Here is a 25,949-nt window from a genome sequence, read left to right as displayed (position 1 = left end):
CTTTGAATTAGAACTTCCCAAGCACATTGATGAACCAGCCGCGGCTGCGGTAAGACAGGTCTGTCAAATCATCGGAAAAATCCGTGAAGTTATAACCGACCCCGATCTTCGCATGCTCGCCTGCGTGGCGATACAAGCCCGTCAGGAAACCGGAACGCCGGTCACCCGCCTCGCGCGCGCGCAAGCTCCTTGCCTCGACCACCGCATCCCATTCCCTGATCCAGTGGAAATCCGCCCGCAATACCACGAGGTCCGCACGGCTTGAGAACCAGTCCCCTCTGGTCCGGGTCGGGCTGAGTTTGCCGACGCGAATGCCGTACTTGGCGCCGACCGACACCCACGGACGCAGGTCGTGGATCACGTCGATATTGAACACATGGCTTTTTTGCGAATAGTCGGGCATGGCGCCGGTGGCGCCATCGATCTGCGCCACGGACGGCAGATTGTAAAAGTAGGTGTACTTGAACAAGGCATTCCAGCGGTCGTTGTCGGTCGGCCGGTAGGCCGTGCCCAACACGAATTCGGTGTAATCGCCATCGAAGAATGCGCCCTGGCTGGAAACGCTGCGCGCGATGTTGAGCTTGCCGAGCAGGCGCCAAGCCGGATCGTACTGATAGCCGAGCGCATTCTTGGTCAGCCAGCTGCGGCGCTCGCCATTCGATGCCGAATCGACGCAAGGCGTGACGGTTGCCGGCACGCTGCAAGTGCCGGTCACCGTGCCGAGACTGGTGCCGCGGTCGACACGGTATTCCAGCGCGGTCGAAAACTTCGTGCGCTCGGATTTATAGGCCGCCGATAAGCCGACGGCGTTGCGCTTGAGGTCGCCCGTCAAGGGGTCGGACAAGGTGCCGGTTTCGAACTTGACCCCGGAGGTCCAGAATTCGCTGGCGGCGAAATCGACGCCAAACGCGTGCGTCAGACTTTGCGGTCCGGCGCCATCGGACCAGCGCGTTTCACCGAACAGGCCGACCCGCTCTGTGAGGCGATAGTGGCTGCCCAGTGCAAGCGTGCCTTGTCTCCCGACATAATTCACGTCAGGATTCTCAGTCTCCATCGTGTACGAAAGATAGACGTCGCTGCGCTCGTTGACGCGATAGTCTCCCGACAAGCGTCCGCCCGCGCCACCGCTGCCGCCGGATGCTTCGGCGCCGAGGCGCAATTTGTCAGTGACCTGCCAACTGCCGCCGACACCGGCGCGATCGTTGTTGGCGCGCGTGCCGCTGCGTTCCAGGGTGTGCTGGGTGAACCCGTAAAGGTCCCAGGGCTCGTAGCGCAGGCCGGGCACGCGCGCGGCGGCGATGCCGGCAGCTACAGTCGGATCGTTCATGGCGGGCGCGCTGCCCGGCGTGGAAGTCGCAGGCCTGGCGGCCATAGTCGATACCGGCCCGGTCGCGGCGGTCGCGGTGCTGACTGCCTGGGCTGCCTGCGAAGGCACCAGCGCGCCAGCCTGCGCTGCTGCCTTGGCTTTCTCGCCTTCGGCAAGCGGACGGAAATCCACGCGCACGATCACGTCGCTGCGGCTGCCGAGCTGATTCAGGATCGGGCTGGCGGTGACGATTGTCCCGGCTGTCGCTGCCGACTGCTTGCGCTTGTCATGACGCACGCCTGCCGACACGCCCCATTCCGGATTCACCTTGACACGCACGGCCGCTTCAGCGGCGTTGGTTCGCTGGCTGGTGGCATCGACCTTATCGGCCTTGACCGCGACTTCGGTATTGTCGCTGACCGGCACGGCGGCAGCGAGGCCCGTTTGCGTTACCGCTTCGCCAGTCGCCGTGACCTGGCCCGGCCCCGAGTAACCGGCTTCGCGATCCTGCCAGTAGGCAGACAGGCGCCCCTTCAAGCCTTCGTGCAGGTCAGCCAGATCGACCGCCGCTTCGACGCGACGCGCATCGGCGGCCGCGCCCGTCGGCGTGGTGGGCTGGGTGTAGTCGAAACCGCCCGAGGACGATATCAGGGTCGTGCTGCCGATGCCGGAGGAGCGCGCGACTTCGGCCTTGAGCCAGGTGCCGGGCTTGTAGCGCAAGGTCGTGTCGAGCCCGCGCAGATTCTGGTCAGCGCCGTTTTCTCCCTGGCGGTACGAAGTCACGCCGACGCGCACGCTGTCGTTGAGCCAATGGCTGGCACGCAAACCGAGCGTGTTGCCATCAATCGCCGTCAGGCCCGGCACGTATTCATAAGTCACGACCAGGTAGACCGGGTTGCCGTTGAGGCTGGACGTCTGCACCAGGGTGCTGCCGTCGGCTGTCGACGGCAAGGGCGCGCGCAGCGTGATGCGGCCTTGCAGGTAATTGATGTCGTAATCCTGCGCCGGCCCCAGCAGATTGCGCTGCAGGACCATGCCCGAATCCTTGTCGCGCACTTCCACCCAGACGCGTTCCGATCCCTGCGTGATGTCTTGCTGGCGCAGGTAGTAGAGCGAACCGCCAGTGCCGCGAAATTCCGCGCGCGACTGCAAGGTGCCCGGCTCGGCCGCGAACAGATTGAGCGTGCTGCGTTTTTCGCCTTGCGCCGTGCTGCCATCGGAATTCCACAGCAGATTGGCGCCGTACAGGCCACGGCTGTATTGCGTCAGCTCGGTGCCGGTCCAGGCCGTCAGGAAATTACCCCACATTACGTGCGAATCGCCTTTTTCCAGGCGCACGTAAAACTTGCCCTGGGTTGGCGCATCGTCGGCGATGGTACTGTCGTCGCCATAGACCGGATAGTATTGGTCGGGATCGATGCGGCGCAGGAGATAGTTCGGATCTTTCGACTGGAAGTTGGTGAACAGATCGCGGAACGGCTGCTCGCGCGTGTCGGCGCTGGCAGTCAGCAGGTATTCGCCCTTGATCTTGCCTTTCAAATAGAACGCGCCGCGACCATCGATCCAGGTGCGGTTGTCATAGTGATTGGTGTCGCCGGTCACGAGCCGTGCCGGGCCGGCGGTACGGTCGCGTCCTGCAGTCAGGTCGGCGACGGCGACATAGAACCAGTCGCTATCCGCAATCGACAGGCTGCGGCGGAATGTCGTGCCGACGCCTTGCGCATCCTTGACCGACACTTCCACCATATGCGGGCCGGCCGGCAGAATTTGCCTCAACGCGAATTTGCCCCTGGCATCCACCGGCACCGGCATGCCGAGCGCGGTCACGACCTGCCCTGCCTTGATATTATCGCCGCTGACAGTGACGCTGCCGCCGGAGGTGGGAATGTTTTTCAGGTGTAGCGCATTCCCGCCCCAGCCGACAAGCTTTTCTTGCGAAGCGCGTTCATTGATCGTGGCGACTTCGGCGCGGTCGAGTATGCGCAGGGTCTTGGGCACAGTCTCGTCGAACCGGTCCTGATCATCATAGACTCGCAAGACATAAATCAACTCTTCCGGTGCGCCTTCGGGCACTTGCCATTGCAGGCTCGCACCGGGCGCAATTGGCAACACCGCCAGCGGCGTTTCCTGCGTGCTGCGGCCCTTAAGAAACACTCGTATCTCGCCCTTGCGCAGCCACCAGGCATAGTTGGTATAGGTGCCGAATTCGACAGGCTTGCCGCGCAAGGCGACGGCCGGGGCCGTCCACACATTCAATGCCGGCGCCACCTTGAGCGGATCATATTTGATCTGCACGGCAGCCTTTTCCAGCGCCACATCGACGCAGCGCTGGCGGTCGGCTTCCTGCAGTGCGCTATCCATGTCGAGCGGCTGCCCGTCAACGCTGATGGAAAACGGCTGCCCACCGCGCGACACCGTAGGCGCGCAGGCATTGCCTGCGGCCGCGCCTCGATCCTTGACGACCTGCACCGCAGATGGTGTCGCCACGGTCGAATCCTGCTCGCTGCTCGATGGCGTCGGCAGGTTAATGAGATTGCTGCGGTCGACCATCTTGCCGCGCAGGTTGCTCTCGTTCGCCTTGCTCTTGTCCTGCTGCGCGTTCTCTTGCGCCTGCACGCCTAGCGTGACGAGCCCGAGAGCGCCGAGCAAAACGGCGAGCCGCGTCGGACGCAGATTGTTGAAGGAAACCGGCATTTTCATTGCACGCCCTCCGTTTCAATTACCAGCGTGTACATGCCGTGCATTTCCTTCCATCGTTTTCTTATTTCTTCCTGCAGTGCCTCGACGCGCTTCGCTGCCAGGTCGCCCTGCTCGGCGCCGCGCTGATAGGCGATGCGCACCACCGAAGGCTTGGCCTTCAGCTGCTCCATGAGCGCATCGATCTGCGTGCGCCATTCCGCTTTTAAGTCGGTCTTGCCGGCTTCGAAGGCGGCGTCTTCCATCTCGATGCGCACGACGCGGTGGACGGTGGCGCCGAAGTTCATCTTGACCATCTTGCCGCGCGTGATGCGCACGTCGGCCGGATTTTCCGTGGTCAGGCGATAACCCGACGGCAGCGTGCGGTCATCAAGCTTCATGACGAAATTCGATCCGCGATCCTGATTGGGAATATCGGCGCAAGGCACATGGAAGCGCCCTTCCGCATCCGTCGTCACCAGCAAGCCGCGCGGCGTGGCGAGCCGCACGTTCGGAATGCCCGGCTCGCCGTCATCCTGGTAACCATTGGCGTTGCGGTCGTCGAATACCTTGCCAATGACGTCAGGGCAGTCGAAGGTGGCGTCGGGAATGACGCGCACGATGGCCGAAGCCATGTTGGAGACGACCGCGCCGGTCGCGCCATACGCGGCGAATGCCTGGTTGACATAATCTCCGTCGCCCACGCCGCTGCCGACCGTCAGCACCAGGGTGTAGGTCTTCTTTTCCTGCGGCGCGAAGTTCTGCCCATTCCACGACAGCAGGCGGCCCGACACGGCAGGCTCTGCCGCCGCGCCATTGAGGCGCCCGCTGCCCGTGCGGTACTTGAATCCCGGCGGCATCTGGTCGCGTACTGCCATGCCCGGCAAGGCTACCGATTGGGTATTGGTGACGGTAATCGTGTACGGCACCAGGTCGCCGCGTGCCACGTTGACCTTCGGCGTGGTCTTGGTCACCAGCAGCATGCCCGGCAGCAGCGGATCGATGGGAATATGGTTATTCAGAATCGGCGCCGACCCGCCATTGGTGATCACGAAGCTGAAGTAATACTGCGACGTCGCCGCGCCGCCGGGCACGATGCCTGCGCACGCGCTCGGACTGGCCGGCATCGGCACGTTTGCGGCCGGCGCCGGATCGCTGGCTTGCACCAGCGCCGGTGTCGGCACCAGGCCGACCGTCAGCGGACCCACGCAGGCAGGCAGGCGGCTGGAAGGCGCCGGCAAATAACCGGCAGGCGAATTGACGGTCAGCGTATAGACGCCGCTCGGGAAGCCGTTCTGCAGCAGGAACTGATACATGCCGTCACTGCCGACTGTCTGGCTCATGGCGAACGTCCCGCCGACCAGATGCGTCGCAGGATCGAAACCAGGCGGCCCGGAAATCGAGATCGCCGCGCCCGCGACCGGTTGTCGCGTCATGGAGTCGTAGATGATGCCGGCAGGGTCCAGCGGCAAATTCTGCTCGCTCACATGATCGTTCGCATTCAGTGTGATGTTGGTGATGCGTGATCCGCCGCCCGCCGGCACATCGCCGCGGTTATTGCCCGATATCGGCACTGCCGGCAGGTTATTGCCATCCTTGTTGAAGACAATCGTATAGCCGCTACCAGTCGGCAAGCCGCTGGCTTCATGGCCAGGGCAATGCAGGTTGTCGAACTGATAGAAGCCGTTGCTATCCGTCGAGACGGTGCAGATCAGCGCACCGCTCTTTTCCAGGCGCACTGTCCAGTTGGGCATGCCCTGGAGCGACCCGTCCAGCGGACGCATGCGGTTATGCGCTCGGTCCATCCACACGTAGCCATTGACGATGGGCGGCTTCAGGGTCGGCAACGGCACTTCACCGAACAGATAGTTGGCGAAATCGGCGCCATTGGTCAGGACGATATTGGTGATCCTGTCATGGTTGCCGACGCCAACCGGCTTGCCGCTATCGGCGTTGCCCGGGTTGCCGCTGGCCACGCTGGTCTTGCCGTCGCGGTAGGCCGATGGCTGCGTCTCGGTAAGCACATAGCCGCTGCCGCCGCTGGCCGGCACGATGGCGAAAGTGAAACTGCCGTCCGCCGCAGTCGTGATGGAACGGTTCACGGCGGCGCCGGTGTAATCGGTGCCGGTCAGCTTGACGGTGACGCCGGCAATGCCGGTTTCGCCCGCGTCCTTGACGCCATTGTCGTTGGTGTCGCCATAGACGAAGCCGGAAATGGTGCCGCCTGGCGGACTCTCGCCAAAGTTATAGTTGGTCAAGCTTGCGCCCGCGACGAACACGATCCCGCTGATGATGTCGTTGCCGCCGGCCGCGATCGGCTTGCCGCCGCCGAGCGTGCCGGGATTGCCGAGGGCGATAGTGGTCTGGCGATCGGTATTGGCGAGCGGCTGGATCTCGGTGATGGTGTAGCCGGTGCCATTGCTGGCCGGCAGATTGTTGAAGCTGTATCTGCCGTCGGCTGCCGTGGTGGTGGTCGCCGACGCGGCATTGCCGTTGACATCGATGCCGGTCAGCTTGACGGTAACGCCGGCAATGCCGACTTCGCCGCCATCCTTGACGCCGTTTTCGTTGGCGTCGACGTACACGAAGCCGGAGATCGATCCGGTCGGCGGCATCTCGCGGAAGTTATAGTTGATCGCCGAGCCGCCCAGCGGCAGCACGATGGCGGAAATGACATTCTGCGCGGCGGTGCCGGTTGGCAGGCCGCCGATCGTGCCGCGTTCGGTGCCTGTCGCGGCAGGATAGTCGCCATAACTGGCAGGCTGGGTTTCGGTAATCACATAGCCGGCGCCATTCGACGGGCGCAACATGGTGATGCTGTAGCCGCCGTTGCTGGCGGTCGTGACAGTCCGATTGACCGCCGTGCCCAAGTCGTCGATGCCGGTCAAGGTCAGCGTCACGCTGCCCAGCTCTTCGCCGGCATCATATGTGCCATTGCCGTTCAGGTCGACATAGACCCGGCCGGAAATGCTGGCCGGCGACAGTTCGGCAAAGTTATATCCGCTGAAGCTGTTGGCCGCGCTGAAGGGAATCGCCTGGATCCTGTTGGGCGAGGTAGTGACGGTGGTACAGCCACCGCAATTGCTGCCCGCGGTCACCATGCCATCGACATAGGTCGACAGCGGCGCTACGTTCTGCGCCTGCTCGGTCAGCGTGTAACCGGCGACATTAGCATTCGGCACATTGGTGAAGGAATAACTGCCGTCGGCCGCGGTCGTCGCGGTGCAACCGGATATGACGGAACAGACATTGACGCCGGACGCGGTGGTGCCGGACAGCGTCACCGTCACGCCGGCGATGCCGTTTTCACCGACGTTCTTCGCGCCATTGTTATTGGCGTCGTTATACACAAAGCCGCTCAGGGTGCCGGTCTTTTCGCCGAACAAATAGCCGCTCACCGACGAACCCGCCGCGAGCGCGATGCCGGAGAAAACGCTATTGCCGCCGACTACGCTTGCCGTGCCGCCGCCGGTGCCGGCGGTATTGGTGCGGTCGGCATAGTACACCGGCTGGGTCTCGGTCAGCGAATAGCCTGAACCATTGGAAGCCGGCAGCCCGGTGAAGGAGAAGGTGCCGTCGGCTGCCGTGGTGGTGGTGCAGCTTGTCAGAATCGTGCACACATTGGCGCCGGATGCGGTAGTGCCGGAAAGCGTCAGCATGACGCTGCCGATACCGGTCTCGCCGGCATCCCGGACACCGTTATCGTTCTTGTCGTAATAAACCGCGCCGCTGATCGTGCCGGCGCGTTCGCCGAAGTTGTAGTTCTGGCCGAATTGTCCAAGGCTGATCACGATGCCGGAGAAAGCATCGTTGACCGCCGCGCTGCCGCCAAGGCTGCCCATCGATTCAGCACCGTCGGTGTAATTCGACAGCGGCGCGCTGGCTTGCGATTGTTCGGTCAGGGTGTAACCGCTGCCGTTACTGGCTGGCAGACCGGCGAAGCTGTAGGCGCCATCAGTGCCCGTGGTCACGGTACAGGGATTGGGGCTGATCGCCGCGCACACGTTCCCTCCGCCGCTGGTCGTGCCCGACAGCGTTACGCTCACACCGGCAATGCCCGGCTCGCCCGCATCCTTGATGCCGTTGTTGTTGAGGTCGACGTAGACATAGCCGGACAAGCCCTGGCCGCTTTCGCCGAAATTATAGTTTTGCGCGGCGTCGCCGGCGGCGACCGTGATATTGCTCACGGTGCGCTTGGTAGCGCCGGGCACGGCGGTATTGGCGCCGATGACGGTGGCGCCATCCTGCCCTCCCTTGCTGCCGACGGTCATGCCGGTGTGCGTCACGCCGACGATGGTCGCTTCCTGGACCTGGTACGTGCCGGGACGCAGCGTGCTGAAGGAATAGGAGCCATTCGCTCCCGTTGTCGCCGTCGCGCTGACCGCGCCGAGGTCGTCGGTGCCGGTCAGGGAAATGGTGATGCCGGTGATGCCGGCGGATTCGTCCGTCGCCGGCACGCCGGTAATGTTGCGCATGGCGTTGGAATTGAGGTCGACGAAGACATAGCCGGAAATCGTGGCATTGGCCAGCTCGCCAAACAGGTAGCCGGTTGCCGCGGTATTGGCGGCCAGGCTGATACCGCTAATCGAGTCGGTGCCGGTGCCATTGCCGGTGATGGTGCCGCCGGCGCTGCCTGCCGTGTCCTTGCCATCCTGGTAAGCGGCGGGCTGCGTCTCGGTCAACGCATAGCTGCCGGGCGAGAGCGTGGCGAATGAGAAGTTGCCGCTGGCATTGGTGGTGGCCGTACGGCTGACCGCATTGCCGTAATCGTCAGTGCCGGTGAGCGTAAGCGATACGCTGTTGATCCCCGGTTCCGCCCCGCCTTTCGTGCCGCTATTGTCCAGGTCGGAATACACGGTGCCGGCGATGCTTGATGCCTGTACCGTGACGCTGCTGCAGATGGTGGTGTTGTTGGCGCTATTGGGATCGACCTCGCTGGTAGTGGCCGAGGCGCAGTTGTTGCGAGCGCCAGTGGTGGTGGAGACTACAGGCACTCTCACGACCGCCACCTTGCCGCTTTCCAGCAAACCGATGTTACAGGTCAGCGTGGTCGTGCCGGAACACGTGCCGGACGTCGGCGTACCGTTATTAGTGCTCCAGGTGATGCCTGAGTTATAGGGCGCGGCATTGTAAGGCGCGACAGTGCCACCGGTATACAGCGTGACGCCTGCCGGCAGCGTGTCCGTGATTTGCGTGATCTGGCTGTCGCCTGGGCCGGCATTGGTCAGCGTCAGCACCCAGTAGAAAGGCTGGCGCACTTGCACCGTGCTGGTGGCCGCATCGCTGCCGCTGATGAAGGCGCGCGCCGACTTCGCCAACTGCAAGTCCGAACGCATGCGCACCGTGGTGGTCTGCGATGCGGAATTGTTGCCTGCCACCGAATCCGGTTCGCTCGACGTGATCGACACGGTCGATGCAAACGCGTCGCCTGTCGGCGCCGGCTGCGTATCGACGCGGAAATCGAGATACAGGTCGGTAGTCGCGTTATTGCCCAACAAGATGAAGTTACCCGGGAAGGTACAGGTGATGGTCAGCGTGGCCGGTCCGGTCACCTGGCTATTCAGGTTGTTACAGTAGTTCGAATACGCTTGGCCGGTGGACGCCAGTTTGTCGCCGAGGAAGGTCATCTTCTTGCCTGCGGGCGGCGTCATCGCATAGGTCAGCACAAACCCCGAGGCCACCGATGGGCCGCGGTTGGTGATCGCGTTGCGATAGGTGACGACGTTGTCAGGGAAGACCGGGCCGGCGCTGGCGGGCACGAAGCCGAGCGGGTCCGGGCTATCGCTGAGATTGACCAGCAGATCCAGCGAAGCCTGCGTCACGGTCAATACCGATTGCGCAGTGTTATTAGCGGTGTTGCTGTCCGGCGTCGTCATCGATACCGTCGCATCGTTGGTGATGGTGCGCGGGCTGGGCGGCAGCGACATGTAATCCGGCCGGACTACGATGGTGACGGTTGCGGTGCCGCCTTCGGCGATATCGCCGAGCGAGCACGTCAGCGTATTGGTGCCGGCGTTAAAGGCTGCGCAGGAGCCGGCGCTCGGCGTCGCCGAGATGAAGGTCATAGTACCGACCGGGATCGTAAAGACGTCGGTGACGGTGACCGATTTGGCGGTGGACGGACCGGCGTTGTTGACGGTCAAAACATAGGTGGCATTGGTGCCGGCCTGGGCGGAAGCGGGCGTGGCGGTGTTCTGGATACGGACGTCGGCCACCGGGTCGACCTTGACCTGCACCGAGGCGCTATTGTTGGAAAGATCCGTGTCGCCCTGGTCGGTCGATGTGACGGAGGCGGTATTGGTCCACTTGCCGCCAGGCTGCGCCGAACTGTCATACATCGGCCGCGCTACCGTGATGGTGAAGACCGCGGTCGTGCCGGCGGCGATGGTGCCGCCGGTCTGGGTGCAGGTGACGGTCGAACCATTGGTGCAGTTGAAGGTGGCGGTCGACGTGCCGCCTGTCCTGCTGGCGACAATGCCGGTGGCGCCGGATTTATAACCGGGGATGACGTCGGTCAGCACCACGCCGGTGGCATCGCCGGGGCCGGCATTGGTAATCGTCAGCGTATAGTCGAGCGAGGATGCGTTCCATGCCAGAGGGTCGACGCTGACGGTCTTCGCCACTTGCAGGTCGATCGCGTTCGACGATACGGTCGACGACACGCCGGCGCCGACGCAATTGTTGCCGGAGACCGGATCGGTGTATCCCTGACCACCCACATTGGTGTAGCTCACGCAAGCCGAGTTGGTCAAGGTGCCGGCGTTGACGGCGGTGGTGGTCAGCACCAGGTTGGAGCTCGAACCGCCGACCGCCAGGGAAGCATTGTAGGTACATGTGACTATCTGGCCCACCGCGCCGCAGGTCCAGTTGCTGCCGCTGTAGCTAACGTAGCTTTCGCCGGCGGGCAGCGTATCCGTCACCGTCACCTCGCCCGTCACCGCGTTGCGCGGACCGGCATTGGCAACCCGTAGCGTATTGGTGATGTTGGAGCCTTGCGCCACCGGATTGGGCGAGCGCGACTTGGTGATGGAGAGATCAACGCCATCCGGCAATACCGTCACTGATGCGCTGCCCGAATCATTGCCGCTGTGGGGGTCGGGTGTCGCGCTGGTGATTTGCGCGGTATTGGTGAATGGGGTCGTGCTCAGCACTGTCGGTGCCGTCGCCGTTACGGTGATGTTATTGCTCGCGCCGACTGCATAGCTCGCCGCAGTACAAGTCACCGTCTGCCCTGCCACGCCGCAGGACCAGCCGGTGCCGCTGGCGCCGATGCCGCTAAAGCCCGCCGGCAGCGTATCGGTTACGGCCACAGAAGTGGCAGCGAAAGGCCCCAGGTTGCGCGGCAGCAGAGTGAAGCTCATCGCCTGTCCCGATGCCGGCGTAGCGGTGGACGCGGTCTTGGTGATCGCCAGGTCCGTGCCGGTGGTGACGGTAACGTTGGCAGTCGAAGAATCGTTGCTATTGTTATAGTCGGTGGCGCTGCCGCTGATTGTCACCACACCGGTCGTGGTGATGGTGCCCGTGACGGCGCCCGTCTGTTTGACGCCAATCGAGATATCCGGCAACGTGCCGACTGCTCCGCTGGCGCGCGTACATGTCACCACCTGCCCCGATGCACCGCAGGTCCAGCCGCTGCCGCCCGCAGATTGGTAAGTCACGTTAGGAGACAAGGTAACAGCGACGGCCACATTGCTGGCGGAGTTGGGGCCGAGGTTCGTCACGGCAGCGGTATAGGTCAGTGTACCGCTTGCCGCAACCGTGGTCGGGTTGGCCGACAAACTCAACGACATGTCGGCGCCGTTGCCCAGGGTCGTCAGCTGATTCAAGGTATTGTTGCCCGGGGCAGTGTCGACATCGGTGGTCGATACGGTCGCGGAAATCCCCACCGTCGCGCCGGCACTTGCCTTACTTGCCACCGTCACATTGACCGTCAAGAAATCGGCGGAGTTGGGGCCAGAGGTATCGCCATTGACCGTCGCGTACGAGCAGGTCACCGTATGCGGACCGGAGGCATAAACACATCCACCCGAGTTCGACACATAGGCGGTGTCGGGGTCGAGGGCATATACCAGCTTGACGCCATGCGCGACGTCGGTGGCGTTATTGGTGATGGTCGCGGTGTATACGATATTCCCCCCGCGCACGGCAGGGTCGGGCGTGTCCGTGAAGTTCGATACCAGCATGTCGACTGCATGGACCGGCATGGATACGGCGAACAGCACGCTCAGCACCAAACGTCCAAACGATTTGCCGGACAAACGGGAAAGGGAAATTTTCATGGACTGGATTGCGCTGATTGTTTTTAATTAACGTAAAGCGACATGCCGCTACTTTTGCGCCAGGTAAGGCTTCGGGCGCGATGAAGCGCGGAAAAAACAGGGGCAGAAGAATACGAAGGTGGAGCAAACGTGTCCAGGACAGGCACGCCGTATTGATTCAAATTTTCACAACCACTTCCGATGGTGCACATAAGGCTCTACTACGTTTGCGCTGCTGCTCGGGCAATAACTGCCCGCCCTGCAAAGTTTGCTGCATTCACTCGGGCTGCAATTCGCATACGTGGCACTGCACGGCCAGATAGATGTGAGGCAAGAATTTCTAAGACGAAATTATAGGGAGTTTGAATTGAGGGAAAGCAAGAAATTGTGAAATTCCCTAAGGCAACGCGGCTAATTCGCTACAGGTAAGAGCGTGTCACGTGTCTGGCTGCAGATTACTGCTGCTCAATTGCCATCGGATGATGTTCTTCATTCATTTTTTTATGGGATCAACAATCGTTTGCGGCAATTCGGCTTTTTCATTTATCCGCATGTATTTTTCATACCGATTTTCGCAGCGCTAATATCTGATATTGCCGCGCTTGACAGCGCTTGATTTCAGGCGCTACCATCCGCCATGTTCGATTAGCGAACGTATGTTCTATATACGAACAATCGCACGGTGCCGGAAATGTGCAATGTCTGCGTCCCCGCAGCCCTCATTGCGCCTTCTCATCGGATACGGCATTGGATTGACGAATTACCAGCAGCCTCCGGGCTGGCAATGGCGGTTACCAAAAGAGCATCCACTCTTTGAACTTCACCGAAGGATAACCACTTCAGCATGCCAGCGGCGGATGTCTGCGCGGCGGCGCCAATCCTTGTCAATCGCTCCACAGGAATAAGCCCTGCCACAGTGATTCCCACCTGCTCCATTTACCTATTGCGCACTAGCCTCCGGATTACCAAATGGTTTTCCCCGCTTTGCTGATTGATAACTCGTTACACGTCGCCGTTTGAAGGAGTGAAGGCATGACCAAGCTTGCCAATTTTTTTACTGAGCTGATGCGGCGCTATCTGCCGGATCCGTTTGTGTTCGCAATCGTCCTGACTTTGCTGACGATGGTGCTGGCCCTGGTAGTGGAAGGACAAGGTCCGACCGACATCGTGCATGCATGGGGCAAGGGCTTCTGGAGCCTGCTCGCGTTTACGACGCAGATGGCGGTGATTCTTGCCATGGGCTATGTGCTCGCCGCGGCTCCGGTCACGGATCGCCTGCTGAATAAGATTGTCAGCAAGGTGCATCGCCCCAGGACGGCGATCATCGTCGCCACCCTGGTGGGCTGCGTCGGTAGCTACCTGAACTGGGGCTTCGGCCTGGTGATCGGCGGCATCATCGCCAAGAAACTGGCGCTGCGCGTCAAGGGGGTGCATTACCCTCTCATCATCGCGGCTGCCTATAGCGGCTTCACGATGTATGGCCTGGGCCTGTCGGCCAGCATTCCGGTGCTGATCTCAACCAAGGGCCATCCGATGGAAGCGCAGATGGGCGTGATCCCGCTGAGCGAAACCATTTTTTCGGCGCCGATGCTGGTGACGTCGCTGGTGGTGCTGATTACCCTGCCGCTGTTGAATACCTGGCTGCATCCGAAACAGGGTGATCCGGTGACCGAAGTCGACCCGGCGATCGACCAGGGCGAACAGAAAAAAGCGGCCGGCGGCATCCTGCTCGAAACCGGCACCCTCGCGCACAAGCTGAACAATAGCCGCATCATCAGCGGCCTGATCGGCATCTGCGGCATGGCGTATGTCGCCAGTCACTTCATCCGGGGCGGCACGCTCGACCTCAATATCATCAACTTCTTCATCCTGTTCCTGGGCGTGCTATTGCTGGGAACGCCAATCGCATACGTTGAAAAATTGAACGAAGGCGTCAAGACGATCGGCGGCATCATCCTGCAATTCCCCTTCTATGCCGGCATCATGGCCATCATGCATGCTTCCGGCCTGGTGACGACCATCGCCAAAGTGTTCGTCGATTTCTCGACGGCGGGCACGCTGCCGTTCTGGGGACTGGTGAGCTCGTTCGTGATCAATTTCTTTGCGCCGTCGGGCGGCGGCCACTGGGTCTTGCAAGGACCGTTCATGATCGATGCGGCCAAGGCGCTCGGCAGTTCGATCGCCAATACCTCGATGTCGGTGATGCTGGGTAACGCCTGGAACGACCTGGTGCAACCCTTCTGGATCCTGCCGGCGCTGGCACTGTCCAAGCTGAAGCTCAAGGATGTGATGGGCTATACGGTGATCATGGCGATCTGGATTGGCATCGTCTATATGGTCGCCATCCTCGCGGCATCCCACCTGTAATGCCAACAAGCGCCAGTCAGCTCTCGCTGGCTGGCGTTGTCATGACAAGCGAAGTCGCTCAATAGGTCTTATAGGGCAGGAACTTGCCCGACATGGTGATGCTGACGCGGTCACCGGCGGGATTGGGCTCACGCTGCAAATCCATCTTGAAATCGATGGCGGACATGATGCCGTCGCCGAATTCTTCGTGGATCAGTTCCTTGAAGGTGGTGCCATATACGTTGATCAGTTCGTAGAAGCGATAGATCAGCGGATCGGTGGGCACGGACGTCGGCAGCGAGCCCTTGTACGGCACGACCTGCAGCAAGGCGACGGCCTCTTGCGGCAATTCGAAGATATCGCCGATCGTGGCGGCCTGACTGGCGTCGAAAGTCATCTGACCGAGGCAACCGGCGGTGACCCATTCCTTGGACAGGCCGACTGTCTTTGCCACGTCCCCCCATTTCAATCCCTTGCGGATCTTGGTAGCCACGATCATTTCGGTGACGTCGTTACGGTTCATGCGTTCTCCCTTGGTTAAGACGGTGCAAATCGGCGCCGATTCAATGACGCCTCAAGTTGGTGCAGGCGTGCACGCCATAACCAGGAAAAGCACAAAGAGTGCCAGGACCCGCTGCGCTCTGGACAAGAAGAGAGGCGCGCCGCGATTCAGAGCAGCAGCACGTCGACAAGAAAAATAATCCCCACCGCCACGGCGATGCCGCTGGCCGCCAGCACCGCGGCGGCAGCGATATCCTTGGCGGCGCCGACTTCCGGATGCTCATCGGGATGCAGGTGATCGATCAGCGCTTCCAGTGCGCTATTGATGAGCTCGGCCACCAGCACCAGTCCCACGGTCAGGGCCAGCATCACCCACCAGAACATTGGCGGCCGAAGAAGTACAAGCACCACGATCACCGCGACGGTTGCCGCCACATGCGCACGAAAACTCTTTTCGCGCCCGAATGCCAGTTTCAGGCCATTCCAGGCAAAGATGGCACGCCGGCGAAATGACTGTCCTTTCACGCCCGGCCTCCGCGCCTGAACTTGACCAGCTCGGCCAGCGCCCACCAGATCAGCGCCCATACCGCGCCCGCCGCCCAGCCGGCGAGCACATCCGTCGGCCAATGAACGCCGAGATAAACGCGGCTTATGCCGATGATGACAGTAAGGATCAAGGCGACGCCCATCACATAGACCTTGAGCGTGCGGGAAGACGTCAGCCCTGCCACCAGGGCGGCAAGCGTCAGATAGACCAAGGCGGAAATCATGGCATGCCCGCTTGGAAAACTGGCCGTGCTGACCATGTCGCCATGCGGGAAAAGATCCGGCCGCGGCCGCCCGAACGCATATTTCAGCAAGAAGGTCGTTGCCATGCCGGCCGAAGTCGACAACAGGATGAACAAGGCTGTCCAGCGCCGCCTGGCCAGCACCAGGAAAAGCACGGTGACGATCACCAGCAGGCTTAGCACGGGAATGCTGCCTAGCGCCGTGATGTTGCGCGCCACCTCCTCCAGCCATGCGGGCCCCAGCGGACGGGAAGGATCGCCCGGCATGCGCAATGCCAGCATGACCGCGTGATCGAAATCGCCGGTTTCCCCCTCCAATACCTCGTCTGCCATGGCAATGAAAAACCAGAGCCCAAACGCGGCCAAGGCGGCAACCATAAGAATCCGGGGCACCAGTTTTTTGCTAAAAAAGCTCAATTCTTTCCCTTAAAACAGTTCCGCCGCTTCGATTCGGACTGCCCCGCCCACGGGCAGGACATGCCAGTTTGACCAAAAACTTCATTTTGGATATTGCGATTTTTGGCTGCATGGCACCATCTTTAATGGAACAGTGCTTGGGCAGCATTAGCAAAGACAGAAACGGCCAGAATGCCAAACATTGAGGATAAGCCAGAAAAGCCCCTGAAAAATAAAGCACTAACTCATAAAACACCAGCCAGGTTGCACCAAGATAGCAAACCAAGGTTGCACCTTGTTGCACCACTAATGCAATTGCGATACAGTCATTGTCAGTTCAACTTGCCTATCTTATTCATATGACCTCTTCCACGACCACCACGCTAGGCGTCAAACTGGACGAAGCGACGCGCACGCGTCTCAAGGAAGTGGCACGCAAGATCGACCGCACGCCGCACTGGGTGATCAAGCAATCGATTTTTGCCTACCTCGAGTCACTGGAAAGCGGATTGTCGCTGCCGGAACTGAGCGGCGTCGCGGATCGCTTGGCCGGCGGCGATACCGAAGCCCTGGAAGCCTTGCCGGAATCGACCCATCAACCCTTTCTGGAATTCGCCGAAAGCATCCTGCCGCAGTCGGTTTTGCGCGCGGCGATTACCAGCGCCTACCGCCGCCCGGAGCAGGAAGTCGTGCCGATGCTGGTGGAGCAGGCTCGCTTGCCAGCCGAGCAGGCCGCGGCTGCCGACAAGCTGGCCTACCGCCTGGCCGAGAATTTGCGCAACCAGAAAACCGCCAGCGGCCGTGCCGGCGTGGTGCAGGGCTTGCTCCAGGAATTTTCGCTCTCTTCGCAGGAAGGCGTGGCCTTGATGTGCCTGGCCGAAGCGCTCCTGCGCATTCCCGACAAGGGCACGCGCGATGCCCTCATCCGCGACAAGATCAGCACCGGCAACTGGCAGCAGCATCTCGGCCAGAGCCCGTCCATGTTCGTCAATGCCGCGTCGTGGGGATTGCTCCTGACCGGCAAGCTCGTCTCGACCCATAACGAAAGCGGCCTGTCCAGCGCGCTCAACCGCATCATCGGCAAGAGCGGCGAACCGCTGATCCGCAAGGGCGTGGACATGGCGATGCGCATGATGGGCGAGCAATTCGTCACCGGCGAGACGATCGGCGAAGCGCTCGCCAACGCCAGCGCGCTGGAAGCGAAAGGCTTCCGCTACTCTTACGACATGCTCGGCGAAGCCGCCATGACCGGGGAGGATGCGGCACGCTACCTGGCTGCCTATGAGCAGGCCATTCACGCCATCGGCAAGGCTTCGCACGGGCGAGGCATTTATGAAGGTCCGGGCATCTCGATCAAGCTGTCGGCGCTGCATCCGCGTTACAGCCGTGCCCAGTATGACCGCGTGATGGACGAGCTCTACCCGCGCCTGTTGTTGCTGGTAGAACTGGCGCGCCGATACGATATCGGCATCAATATCGATGCCGAGGAAGCCGATCGGCTGGAACTGTCACTGGACCTGCTGGAACGCCTCTGCTTTGAACCTTCACTGAAAGGCTGGAACGGCATCGGCTTCGTCATTCAGGCATACCAGAAGCGCTGCCCTTACGTGATCGACTATGTGATCGACCTGGCCCGCCGCAGCCGCCACCGCCTGATGATCCGCCTCGTCAAGGGGGCTTACTGGGATAGCGAAATCAAGCGCGCCCAGATCGATGGGCTGGAAGGCTATCCGGTCTATACGCGCAAGGTGTACACAGATGTGTCTTACATCGCCTGCGCGCGCAAGCTGCTGGGCGCGCCGGAAGCGGTGTATCCGCAATTCGCCACGCACAATGCGCATACGCTGGCAGCGGTGCACCAGATCGCCGGCGAGAATTACTATCCGGGCCAGTACGAGTTCCAATGCCTGCACGGCATGGGGGAGCCGCTTTATGAACAAGTCGTGGGCAAGGTCGCCGACGGCAAGCTGAACCGCCCTTGCCGGATTTATGCGCCGGTGGGCACGCACGAAACCTTGCTGGCTTACCTGGTGCGCCGCCTGCTGGAAAATGGCGCCAACACTTCCTTCGTCAACCGCATTGCCGACACGGACGTATCGATCAAGGAACTGATTGAAAATCCGGTCACGCGCATCGAGGCGCTCGCCACACAGGAAGGCGGCATCGGCTTGCCGCATCCGCGCATTCCCCTGCCGCAGGTGCTGTATGGCAGCGACCGTGTCAATTCGAGCGGCATCGATCTTGCCAACGAACATCGCCTCGGTTCATTGTCGAGCGCGTTGCTGGCAACGGGACATGCCGACTGGCGCGCTTCGCCGATGCTCGGCTGCGCGGTCAATGAAGGTCCGGGCGAGCCGGTCAGGAATCCCGCAGACCATCGCGACATCGTCGGCCAGGTGCAAAACGCCACGCCCGATGATGTCGCACGCGCGGTGCAAGCGTCGCTTGCCGCCGCGCCCATCTGGCAAGCCACGCCGCCGGCGGAACGCGCCGCCGCGCTGGAACGCGCAGCTGAACTGATGCAGGCGGAAATCCAGACCCTGATCGGCCTGCTGTCGCGCGAAGCCGGCAAGACCTTTTCCAATGCCATCGCCGAAGTACGCGAAGCGGTAGACTTCCTGCGCTACTACGCCATCCAGGTGCGCGAGGATTTTGCCAACGACACGCACCGCCCGCTCGGCCCCGTGGTGTGTATCAGCCCGTGGAACTTCCCGCTGGCGATCTTCACCGGCCAGGTCGCCGCCGCGCTTGCCGCCGGCAATACCGTCTTGGCCAAGCCGGCAGAACAAACACCGCTGATTGCGGCACAGGCTGTCCGCCTCCTGCTGCAGGCCGGCATTCCCGAAGGCGTGGTGCAATTGCTGCCCGGCGTTGGCGCGACGATTGGCGACGCGCTGGTGCGCGATGAGCGCGTCAAGGGGGTGATGTTCACCGGCTCCACCGAAGTGGCTGGCATCCTCGCCCGCAATCTCGCCGGCCGCCTGGATGCGCATGGCCGCCCGGTGCCCCTGATTGCCGAAACCGGCGGCCAGAACGCCATGATCGTCGATTCATCGGCATTGACGGAACAGGTGGTTGCCGACGTCGTGACTTCCGCCTTCGACAGCGCGGGACAGCGCTGCTCCGCCCTGCGCGTGCTATGCGTGCAGGAAGATGTCGCCGACCGCGTCATCGGCATGCTCAAAGGAGCGATGGCCGAATACCGGGTTGGCAATCCCGACAACCTCAATATCGACATCGGCCCGGTGATCGACCTCGACGCCAAGACAGGCATCGACCGGCATATCGAGGCAATGCGCAACAAGGGCCGCCGCGTGCACCAGATCGCCCGTGCCGAGGGCGCTGTGTTCAAGCAAGGCACCTTTGTCTTGCCGACCCTGATTGAACTGGACAGCCTGGATGAACTGAAACGCGAAGTGTTCGGCCCGGTGCTGCATGTGCTGCGCTATCGCCGCGATGATCTCGATGCACTGATCGGCCAGATCAATGCCACCGGTTATGGTTTGACGCTCGGCATTCATACCCGCATCGATGAAACGATTGCGCGCGTGGTGGAGAAAGCGCATGCCGGCAATATCTATGTCAACCGCAACATGGTTGGCGCGGTCGTCGGCGTGCAACCGTTTGGCGGCGAAGGCTTGTCCGGTACCGGCCCCAAGGCGGGCGGCCCGTTATATCTATATCGTTTACTGTCCACCAAGCCGGCAGATGGCGTTGCCCGCACCTTTGCACGCATGGACGCAGTCACGCCCGCAGACATGCAGATGCGCACCGCTATGCAGACAACGCAGAGCGGTGCGCTGGCGGCACTGAAGGAATGGGCGACTCAGCACAAGCGAAATGAACTGGTGCGCCAGTGCGACACGTTTGCCACGCTGACGCAAAGCGGCCTGTCGCGCACGCTGCCCGGCCCGACCGGCGAGCGCAATACCTATCGCCTGCTGCCGCGCGAAACCGTGTTGGGCATGGCTGATGGTGAAGCGGATTTGCTGTGCCAGCTTGCTGCCACGCTCGCGGTAGGCAGCGCAGTGCTGTGGTTGGATAATGAGACGACTCGCTCGCTGCATGCCAAGCTGCCGCCGACAGTGCGCTCGCGCATCCGCCTGACCTCGGATTGGAATGCCGAAGAAGAACGCTTCGATGCGATACTGCATCATGGCGACAGCGACCAGTTGCGCGCAATATGCCAGCAGGTGGCGCGCCGGCCTGGGCCAATCGTCAACGTGACAGGCCTGGCAAAAGGCGAAACCGTCATCCCGCTGGAGCGGCTACTCATTGAACGCGCCATCAGCATCAACACCGCGGCCGCGGGCGGCAATGCCAGCCTGATGACGATAGGCTGATCACATTGCGCCACGCTCATGCCTCAGTAAACTTGGTAAGCTAGATAAGCCTCATCAGTGAAGAATAGAAAGCCACAACATGCAGTCCGATCAACATCAACAGACCCGTATTTTATTTACCGACCTGAGCGCGCTGTTGGCGCGCATCTTCGAACGTCACGGTACGTCGAAGGAAGTCGCCGCCATCCTCGCCGATAACTGCGCCAGTGCCCAGCGCGATGGCTCCGACAGCCATGGCATCTTCCGCATTCCCGGCTATGTTTCCACCCTGGCCAGCGGCTGGGTCGATGGCAAAGCTGTGCCGGAAGTCACGGATGCCGCACCCGGATTCATCTCGGCCGATGCAAAAAATGGCTTTGCCCAGCCGGCATTGGCTGCAGCAAAAGATTTGTTGGCAAAAAAGGCGCGGGCCAATGGCATTGCAATGCTGGCGATCCACAACTCGCATCACTTTGCCGCATTGTGGCCGGATGTCGAGCCTTTCGCGCGCGAAGGCCTGGTGGCGCTCGCTTTCGTCAACAGCATGGCATGCGTGGTGCCGTACGGCGGCAAGCATGCCTTGTTCGGCACCAACCCGATCGCGTTCGCCGCGCCGCGCGAAGGGCATGACCCATTGGTATTCGATCTTGCCACCAGCGCCATCGCCAATGGCGACGTGCAAATCGCCGCGCGGGAAGGAAAACAACTCCCGCCGGGTTATGGCGTGGACCGCGATGGCCAGCCGACCTGCGACCCAAAGGCGATTCTCGACGGCGGCGCTCTGCTGACCTTTGGCGGTTATAAGGGTTCGGCGCTCTCGATGATGGTGGAGCTGCTGGCAGCCGCCCTCACCGGCGGCAATTTCTCTTTCGACTTCGATTGGAAGAGCCATCCCGGCGCGCAAACACCCTGGACTGGCCAGCTGCTGATCGTCATCGATCCATCGAAAGGCGCGGGCCACAATTTCGCCCAGCGCACGGAAGTCCTGGTGCGGCAGATGCAGGCTGCCGGCCAGGAACGGCAACCGGGCGACCGCCGCTATCATCAGCGCGCGCAGTCGGAGCGCGATGGCATTGCCATTTCCAAGCAGGAATTGGAGCGGCTACAAGACCTCGCCGGATACAGCTGAGACAAACGACATAGTCAGTCAATCGACATAAATTGCACCTGCCTATCCGCAAACCATCCCAAGGCTTATGTTGACACGCCCGTATTTCAACCTACTATGATGAGGCTGGATACCAAAGTATTCCGTTAGCATGGACGACTACCGCCGCACGGCGATGTTTTTCATCTGAACAAGGAGGATGACATGGCAGCCATGATGAAAGCGACGGTATTCCTAGAGCCCGGCCGCATCGAACTGACTGACAAGCCTATCCCGGACGTCGGCCCAAACGATGCGTTGCTCAGGATTACCACGACGACGATATGCGGCACGGATATCCATATCCTCAAGGGTGAATATCCGGTGGCAAAAGGTTTGACCATTGGCCATGAGCCTGTCGGCATCATCGAAAAGCTTGGCAGCGCAGTGAATGGCTATCAAGAAGGCCAGCGCGTCATTGCCGGCGCGATCTGCCCGAACTTCAATTCGTATGCTGCCCAGGACGGCGCGCCCTCGCAGGATGGCAGCTATCTTATCTCCAGTGGCCGCTGCGGCTGCCATGGCTACAAGGCCACGGCCGGCTGGAGATTTGGCAACATCATCGACGGCGCGCAAGCCGAATACATTCTCGTTCCTGATGCCGAAGGCAACCTGGCCCCGGTTCCAGATGGACTGACCGACGAGCAGGTGCTGATGTGCCCGGACATCATGTCCACCGGCTTCAAGGGTGCGGAAAACGCAAACATCAACATAGGCGATACCGTCGTCGTGTTCGCGCAAGGTCCGATCGGCCTATGTGCCACCGCCGGTGCGCGCTTGCTCGGCGCTACGACTATCATCACGGTTGACGGCAATGAGCAGCGCCTCGGCGTTTCGAAATCCATGGGCGCCGATATCACGCTCAATTTCAAGAATTGTGATGTGGTCGACGAGGTCATGAAAATCACTGGCGGACGCGGCGCCGATTCCGCCATCGAAGCGCTGGGCACGCAACAGACCTTCGAATCGGCGCTGCGGGTGCTAAAACCTGGCGGCACGCTCTCCAGCCTTGGGGTGTACTCAAGCGACCTGACCATCCCGCTGTCGGCCTTCGCTGCCGGCCTTGGCGACCACCGCATCAACACTGCGCTATGCCCCGGCGGGAAGGAACGCATGCGCCGACTGATGAATGTGGTGGCATCAGGCCGCGCCGATTTCGGCGCCCTGGTGACGCATCACTACAAGCTCGACGATATCGTCGCGGCTTATGACCAATTCTCCCATCAACGGGATGGCGTGCTGAAAGTGGCGATCAAGCCGGCATGATTGTGCCGGCGCTCAAACAACGCTATTTACGCGCAAACGCCACCCTGGCCGCTTTTTGCCAATAGCGCGCGTGATACGCGGGAGCCTGGCGCGCGTTGAAGCACGCCGCTGATCCATGCGGAGCACTCGACCAGGGCGTCGAGATCGATACCTGTCTCGACGCCCAGTCCATTGAATAGATAAACCAGATCTTCGGTGGCGACGTTGCCGGTCGCGCCTTTGGCATAGGGGCAGCCACCCAGGCCGGCTACCGAGCTATCAAATGAGCGCAAGCCGAATTGGTAGGAAGCGTAAGCATTGGCCACCGCCATGCCGTAGGTATCGTGATAGTGCCCCGCCAGTTGCTGCACAGGCACCTTGCGGGCGACTGCCTCCAGCATGCGCAAGACAGACGCCGGCGTGCCGGCGCCGATGGTATCGCCGAGGGAAATTTCATAACTGCCCAGTTCGAGCAGACGCGCCGCCACCTCCGCCACTTTCTCGGGCGAGACCGCCCCTTCATACGGGCAAGCCACCACGCAGGAAATATAGCCGCGCACCCGAATGCCTTGCTGCCTGGCCGCTTCGAACACCGGCACGAATCGCTCGATCGATTCGGCTATCGAGCAATTGATATTCTTTTGCGAAAAGCTTTCGGACGCCGCGGCAAACACCGCCACTTCTTTCGCCCCCGCGGCCGCCGCGGCCTCGAAGCCCTTCATGTTGGGCGTGAGCACCGGATAATTCACGTCGGGATAGGTCTCTCTCGATGGCAAGCCGGCCATGATTGCCGCATGATCGGCCATTTGCGGCACCCACTTCGGAGAGACGAAGGATGCCGCCTCGATATCGCGCAAGCCCGCCTTGGCCAGGCGCTCGATCAATTCCAGCTTGATGCCGGTGTCGATGGTTTGCTTTTCATTCTGCAAGCCATCGCGCGGCCCGACTTCGACGATGCGTACCTGCCGGCTCATACTTCCACCTCGAATTCCACCAGCTCAACCCCGTCGGCCACCTGGTCTCCCGGCGCAAAGCAGAATGCCTTGAGCGTTCCCTTGGCCGGGGCTGTAATCGTGTGTTCCATTTTCATCGCTTCCATGACGAGCAGCGGTGTTCCCTTTTCCACGGTGTCTCCGGCTTTGGCCAGCAAGGTCACGATCTTGCCCGGCATGGGGGCGCGCAAGCCGCCTTCGGCTTCACTGCCGGCGCCGCCAGTATACAGATTGTCGACGCGAGTCAGCGGCCAGGCCCGGCCATCGACGAAAACGTGGCGGCGTTCGGCGGCGATGACGACTGCCGCATGCAGGCGGCGCTCGCCCAACTGCACATGCAGCAAGCCATTCGGCTCGATCGCGCCGCGCGCGAACACCTTGCTTTCCCCGAGCGAGAGTTCCCAGCCACCTTTGGCATTGGCCACCGTGACATCCTGGCGCACATCGCCGTGACGCAGCGCGATGGAACGCACGCCTTGTCCATTCAGGCGCCAGCCATCCAGTATCAGCCAGGGCGAGCCGTGCTCAACTGAGCTGGCAGCAGCATTCGCCTCGTGCAGCAATTCGGTCAGCGCCGCCAATAGCCAAGCCGTCTCCGGCACGGCAGCCTCCGGCGGGAACAATGTCGCCTGTTCACGCTCGATCAAGCCAGTGTCCAGGTCGGCATGGGCAAACGATGGGCAGGTAGCGAGACGCGCCAGGAACTCGATATTGTTGGCAACGCCCACCACGCGGTATTGCGTCAATGCCTTGCGCAAGCGCGCCAGTGCCCGCTCACGGTCGAGATCCCACACGATCAGCTTGGCGATCATCGGATCGTAGAACGGCGTGATCTCGTCGCCCTGCTCCACGCCGGTATCGACGCGCACATGATCGGACTCGGCTGGCGGCGCCAGGTGCAACAGGCGCCCCGTCGAGGGCAGGAAGCCCTTTTCCGGTTCCTCGGCATAGATGCGCGCCTCGATGGCATGGCCATGAATCGTCAGTTGTTCCTGCGCCAGGGGCAGCGGCTCACCCGACGCCACGCGCAATTGCCACTCAACCAGGTCCAGGCCGGTGATCATTTCCGTCACCGGATGTTCCACCTGCAGGCGCGTGTTCATTTCCATGAAATAGAAACTGCCATCCTGGTTGGCGATGAATTCCACCGTGCCGGCGCCGACATAGCCGACCGCCTTGGCGGCGTCCACCGCGGCCTTGCCCATGGCGGCGCGGCGCTCGGGCGTCATGCCCGGCGCGGGCGCTTCTTCCAGCACTTTCTGATGACGCCGTTGCACCGAACAATCGCGCTCGAACAGATAGACGCAATTACCGTGACTGTCGCCGAATACCTGGATCTCGATATGCCGCGGCTTCAGGACGTATTTTTCGACCAGCACATGATCGTCGCCGAAGGCATTGATCGCTTCGCGCTTGCACGAAGCCAGCGCGGCGGCGAAGTCTTCCGGCGCATCGACGCGGCGCATGCCCTTGCCGCCACCGCCGGCGGAAGCCTTGATCAGGACCGGATAGCCGATGCGCGCCGCTTCTTGCGCAAGAAAGTCCGGTTCCTGGCGGTCGCCATGGTAACCGGGAGTCAGCGGCACGCCCGCCTGATCCATCAAAGCCTTGGCGGCCGACTTGGAACCCATGGCGCGGATGGCGGACGCCGGCGGGCCGATGAATACGACGCCGGCACGCTCACAGCTTTCAGCGAAGTCTTCGTTCTCCGACAAAAAACCGTAACCCGGATGAATCGCTTGCGCACCGGTCTGGCGGGCCGCTTCCAGAATCCGCTCGCCTTTCAGATACGAGTCGCGCGCTTCGGCGCCGCCGATCAGCACGGCTTCATCGGCCAGCCGCACATGGCGGGCATTGGCATCCGCTTCGGAATATACGGCGACGGTGGCAATGCCGAGCCGGCGCGCCGTCTTGATGACGCGGCAGGCAATTTCTCCGCGATTGGCAATCAGTATTTTGCTAAACATGCCTG

Annotated in this window: 12 protein-coding genes; 4 read left to right on the top strand and 8 right to left on the bottom strand. The window is 61.6% G+C overall.

Going from position 1 to position 25,949, the window contains the following annotated elements:
• Positions 1–7 precede the first annotated feature (7 nt).
• Together EDC30_RS10820 and EDC30_RS10815 are read right to left on the bottom strand one after the other, a co-directional pair.
• Positions 8–4,006, bottom strand: a complete 3,999-nt coding sequence (locus tag EDC30_RS10820; RefSeq protein ID WP_132258858.1) for an OmpA family protein — start codon at positions 4,004–4,006, stop codon at positions 8–10.
• Positions 4,003–12,261, bottom strand: a complete 8,259-nt coding sequence (locus tag EDC30_RS10815; protein ID WP_132258857.1) for an SdrD B-like domain-containing protein — start codon at positions 12,259–12,261, stop codon at positions 4,003–4,005. The genes EDC30_RS10820 and EDC30_RS10815 overlap by 4 nt, the downstream gene beginning before the upstream one ends.
• Positions 12,262–13,272: 1,011 nt before the next feature.
• On the opposite strand from EDC30_RS10815, the gene EDC30_RS10805 reads away from it, so the two are divergent.
• Positions 13,273–14,607 carry a short-chain fatty acid transporter gene (locus EDC30_RS10805; RefSeq protein WP_132258855.1) on the top strand — a complete coding sequence of 445 codons (1,335 nt, stop codon included), beginning with the start codon at positions 13,273–13,275 and terminating at the stop codon, positions 14,605–14,607.
• A 58-nt stretch (positions 14,608–14,665) separates the two neighbouring features.
• Here the strand turns inward: EDC30_RS10805 and cynS are convergent, their stop codons facing one another.
• From cynS to EDC30_RS10785, 4 genes are all read right to left on the bottom strand, one after another.
• Positions 14,666–15,109: a cyanase gene (gene cynS / locus EDC30_RS10800; protein WP_132258854.1), complete on the bottom strand. Its 444-nt coding sequence runs from the start codon at positions 15,107–15,109 to the stop codon at positions 14,666–14,668.
• A 146-nt stretch (positions 15,110–15,255) separates the two neighbouring features.
• The gene (locus tag EDC30_RS10795) at positions 15,256–15,612 is read right to left on the bottom strand and encodes a diacylglycerol kinase (protein WP_132258853.1); all 357 of its coding nucleotides are present in this window, start codon (positions 15,610–15,612) and stop codon (positions 15,256–15,258) included.
• On the bottom strand, positions 15,609–16,253 hold the full coding sequence (locus EDC30_RS10790) for a phosphatase PAP2 family protein (protein WP_132258852.1): 645 nt from the start codon (positions 16,251–16,253) through the stop codon (positions 15,609–15,611). Before EDC30_RS10790 ends, EDC30_RS10795 begins: the two co-directional genes overlap by 4 nt.
• 25 nt (positions 16,254–16,278) lie before the next feature.
• Positions 16,279–16,575, bottom strand: a complete 297-nt coding sequence (locus tag EDC30_RS10785; protein WP_132258851.1) for a hypothetical protein — start codon at positions 16,573–16,575, stop codon at positions 16,279–16,281.
• A gap of 55 nt (positions 16,576–16,630) precedes the next feature.
• Between EDC30_RS10785 and putA the strand changes: the two genes are divergently transcribed.
• From putA to EDC30_RS10770, 3 genes are all read left to right on the top strand, one after another.
• Complete coding sequence (gene putA, locus EDC30_RS10780; RefSeq protein ID WP_132258850.1) at positions 16,631–20,614, top strand: trifunctional transcriptional regulator/proline dehydrogenase/L-glutamate gamma-semialdehyde dehydrogenase; 3,984 nt, start codon at positions 16,631–16,633, stop codon at positions 20,612–20,614.
• A 79-nt stretch (positions 20,615–20,693) separates the two neighbouring features.
• Complete coding sequence (locus EDC30_RS10775) at positions 20,694–21,722, top strand: Ldh family oxidoreductase (protein WP_132258849.1); 1,029 nt, start codon at positions 20,694–20,696, stop codon at positions 21,720–21,722.
• A 183-nt stretch (positions 21,723–21,905) separates the two neighbouring features.
• Positions 21,906–23,006: an NAD(P)-dependent alcohol dehydrogenase gene (locus EDC30_RS10770; RefSeq protein ID WP_132258848.1), complete on the top strand. Its 1,101-nt coding sequence runs from the start codon at positions 21,906–21,908 to the stop codon at positions 23,004–23,006.
• 26 nt (positions 23,007–23,032) lie between these two features.
• On the opposite strand, the gene EDC30_RS10765 is transcribed toward EDC30_RS10770, so the two are convergent.
• Positions 23,033–23,959, bottom strand: a complete 927-nt coding sequence (locus tag EDC30_RS10765) for a hydroxymethylglutaryl-CoA lyase (RefSeq protein WP_132258847.1) — start codon at positions 23,957–23,959, stop codon at positions 23,033–23,035.
• The gene (locus tag EDC30_RS10760; protein WP_132258846.1) at positions 23,956–25,944 is read right to left on the bottom strand and encodes an acetyl/propionyl/methylcrotonyl-CoA carboxylase subunit alpha; all 1,989 of its coding nucleotides are present in this window, start codon (positions 25,942–25,944) and stop codon (positions 23,956–23,958) included. The genes EDC30_RS10765 and EDC30_RS10760 overlap by 4 nt, the downstream gene beginning before the upstream one ends.
• Between the last annotated feature and the right edge of the window lie 5 nt (positions 25,945–25,949).

This window comes from Paucimonas lemoignei (assembly GCF_004342585.1).
GTDB lineage: Bacteria > Pseudomonadota > Gammaproteobacteria > Burkholderiales > Burkholderiaceae_D > Paucimonas > Paucimonas lemoignei.
Note: the sequence above shows the minus strand (reverse complement) of the source record. Positions and strands in the feature narration are given on the sequence as shown.

Bases quoted from the DNA above. Each gene is read 5' to 3' on its own strand.
- EDC30_RS10815 (WP_132258857.1), bottom strand. From the start codon at position 12,261: ATGAAAATTTCCCTTTCCCGTTTGTCCGGCAAATCGTTTGGACGTTTG.
- EDC30_RS10820 (WP_132258858.1), bottom strand. From the start codon at position 4,006: ATGAAAATGCCGGTTTCCTTCAACAATCTGCGTCCGACGCGGCTCGCC.
- EDC30_RS10775 (WP_132258849.1), top strand. From the start codon at position 20,694: ATGCAGTCCGATCAACATCAACAGACCCGTATTTTATTTACCGACCTG.
- EDC30_RS10765 (WP_132258847.1), bottom strand. From the start codon at position 23,959: ATGAGCCGGCAGGTACGCATCGTCGAAGTCGGGCCGCGCGATGGCTTG.
- EDC30_RS10770 (WP_132258848.1), top strand. From the start codon at position 21,906: ATGGCAGCCATGATGAAAGCGACGGTATTCCTAGAGCCCGGCCGCATC.
- EDC30_RS10790 (WP_132258852.1), bottom strand. From the start codon at position 16,253: ATGGTTGCCGCCTTGGCCGCGTTTGGGCTCTGGTTTTTCATTGCCATG.
- putA (WP_132258850.1), top strand. From the start codon at position 16,631: ATGACCTCTTCCACGACCACCACGCTAGGCGTCAAACTGGACGAAGCG.
- EDC30_RS10805 (WP_132258855.1), top strand. From the start codon at position 13,273: ATGACCAAGCTTGCCAATTTTTTTACTGAGCTGATGCGGCGCTATCTG.
- EDC30_RS10760 (WP_132258846.1), bottom strand. From the start codon at position 25,944: ATGTTTAGCAAAATACTGATTGCCAATCGCGGAGAAATTGCCTGCCGC.
- cynS (WP_132258854.1), bottom strand. From the start codon at position 15,109: ATGAACCGTAACGACGTCACCGAAATGATCGTGGCTACCAAGATCCGC.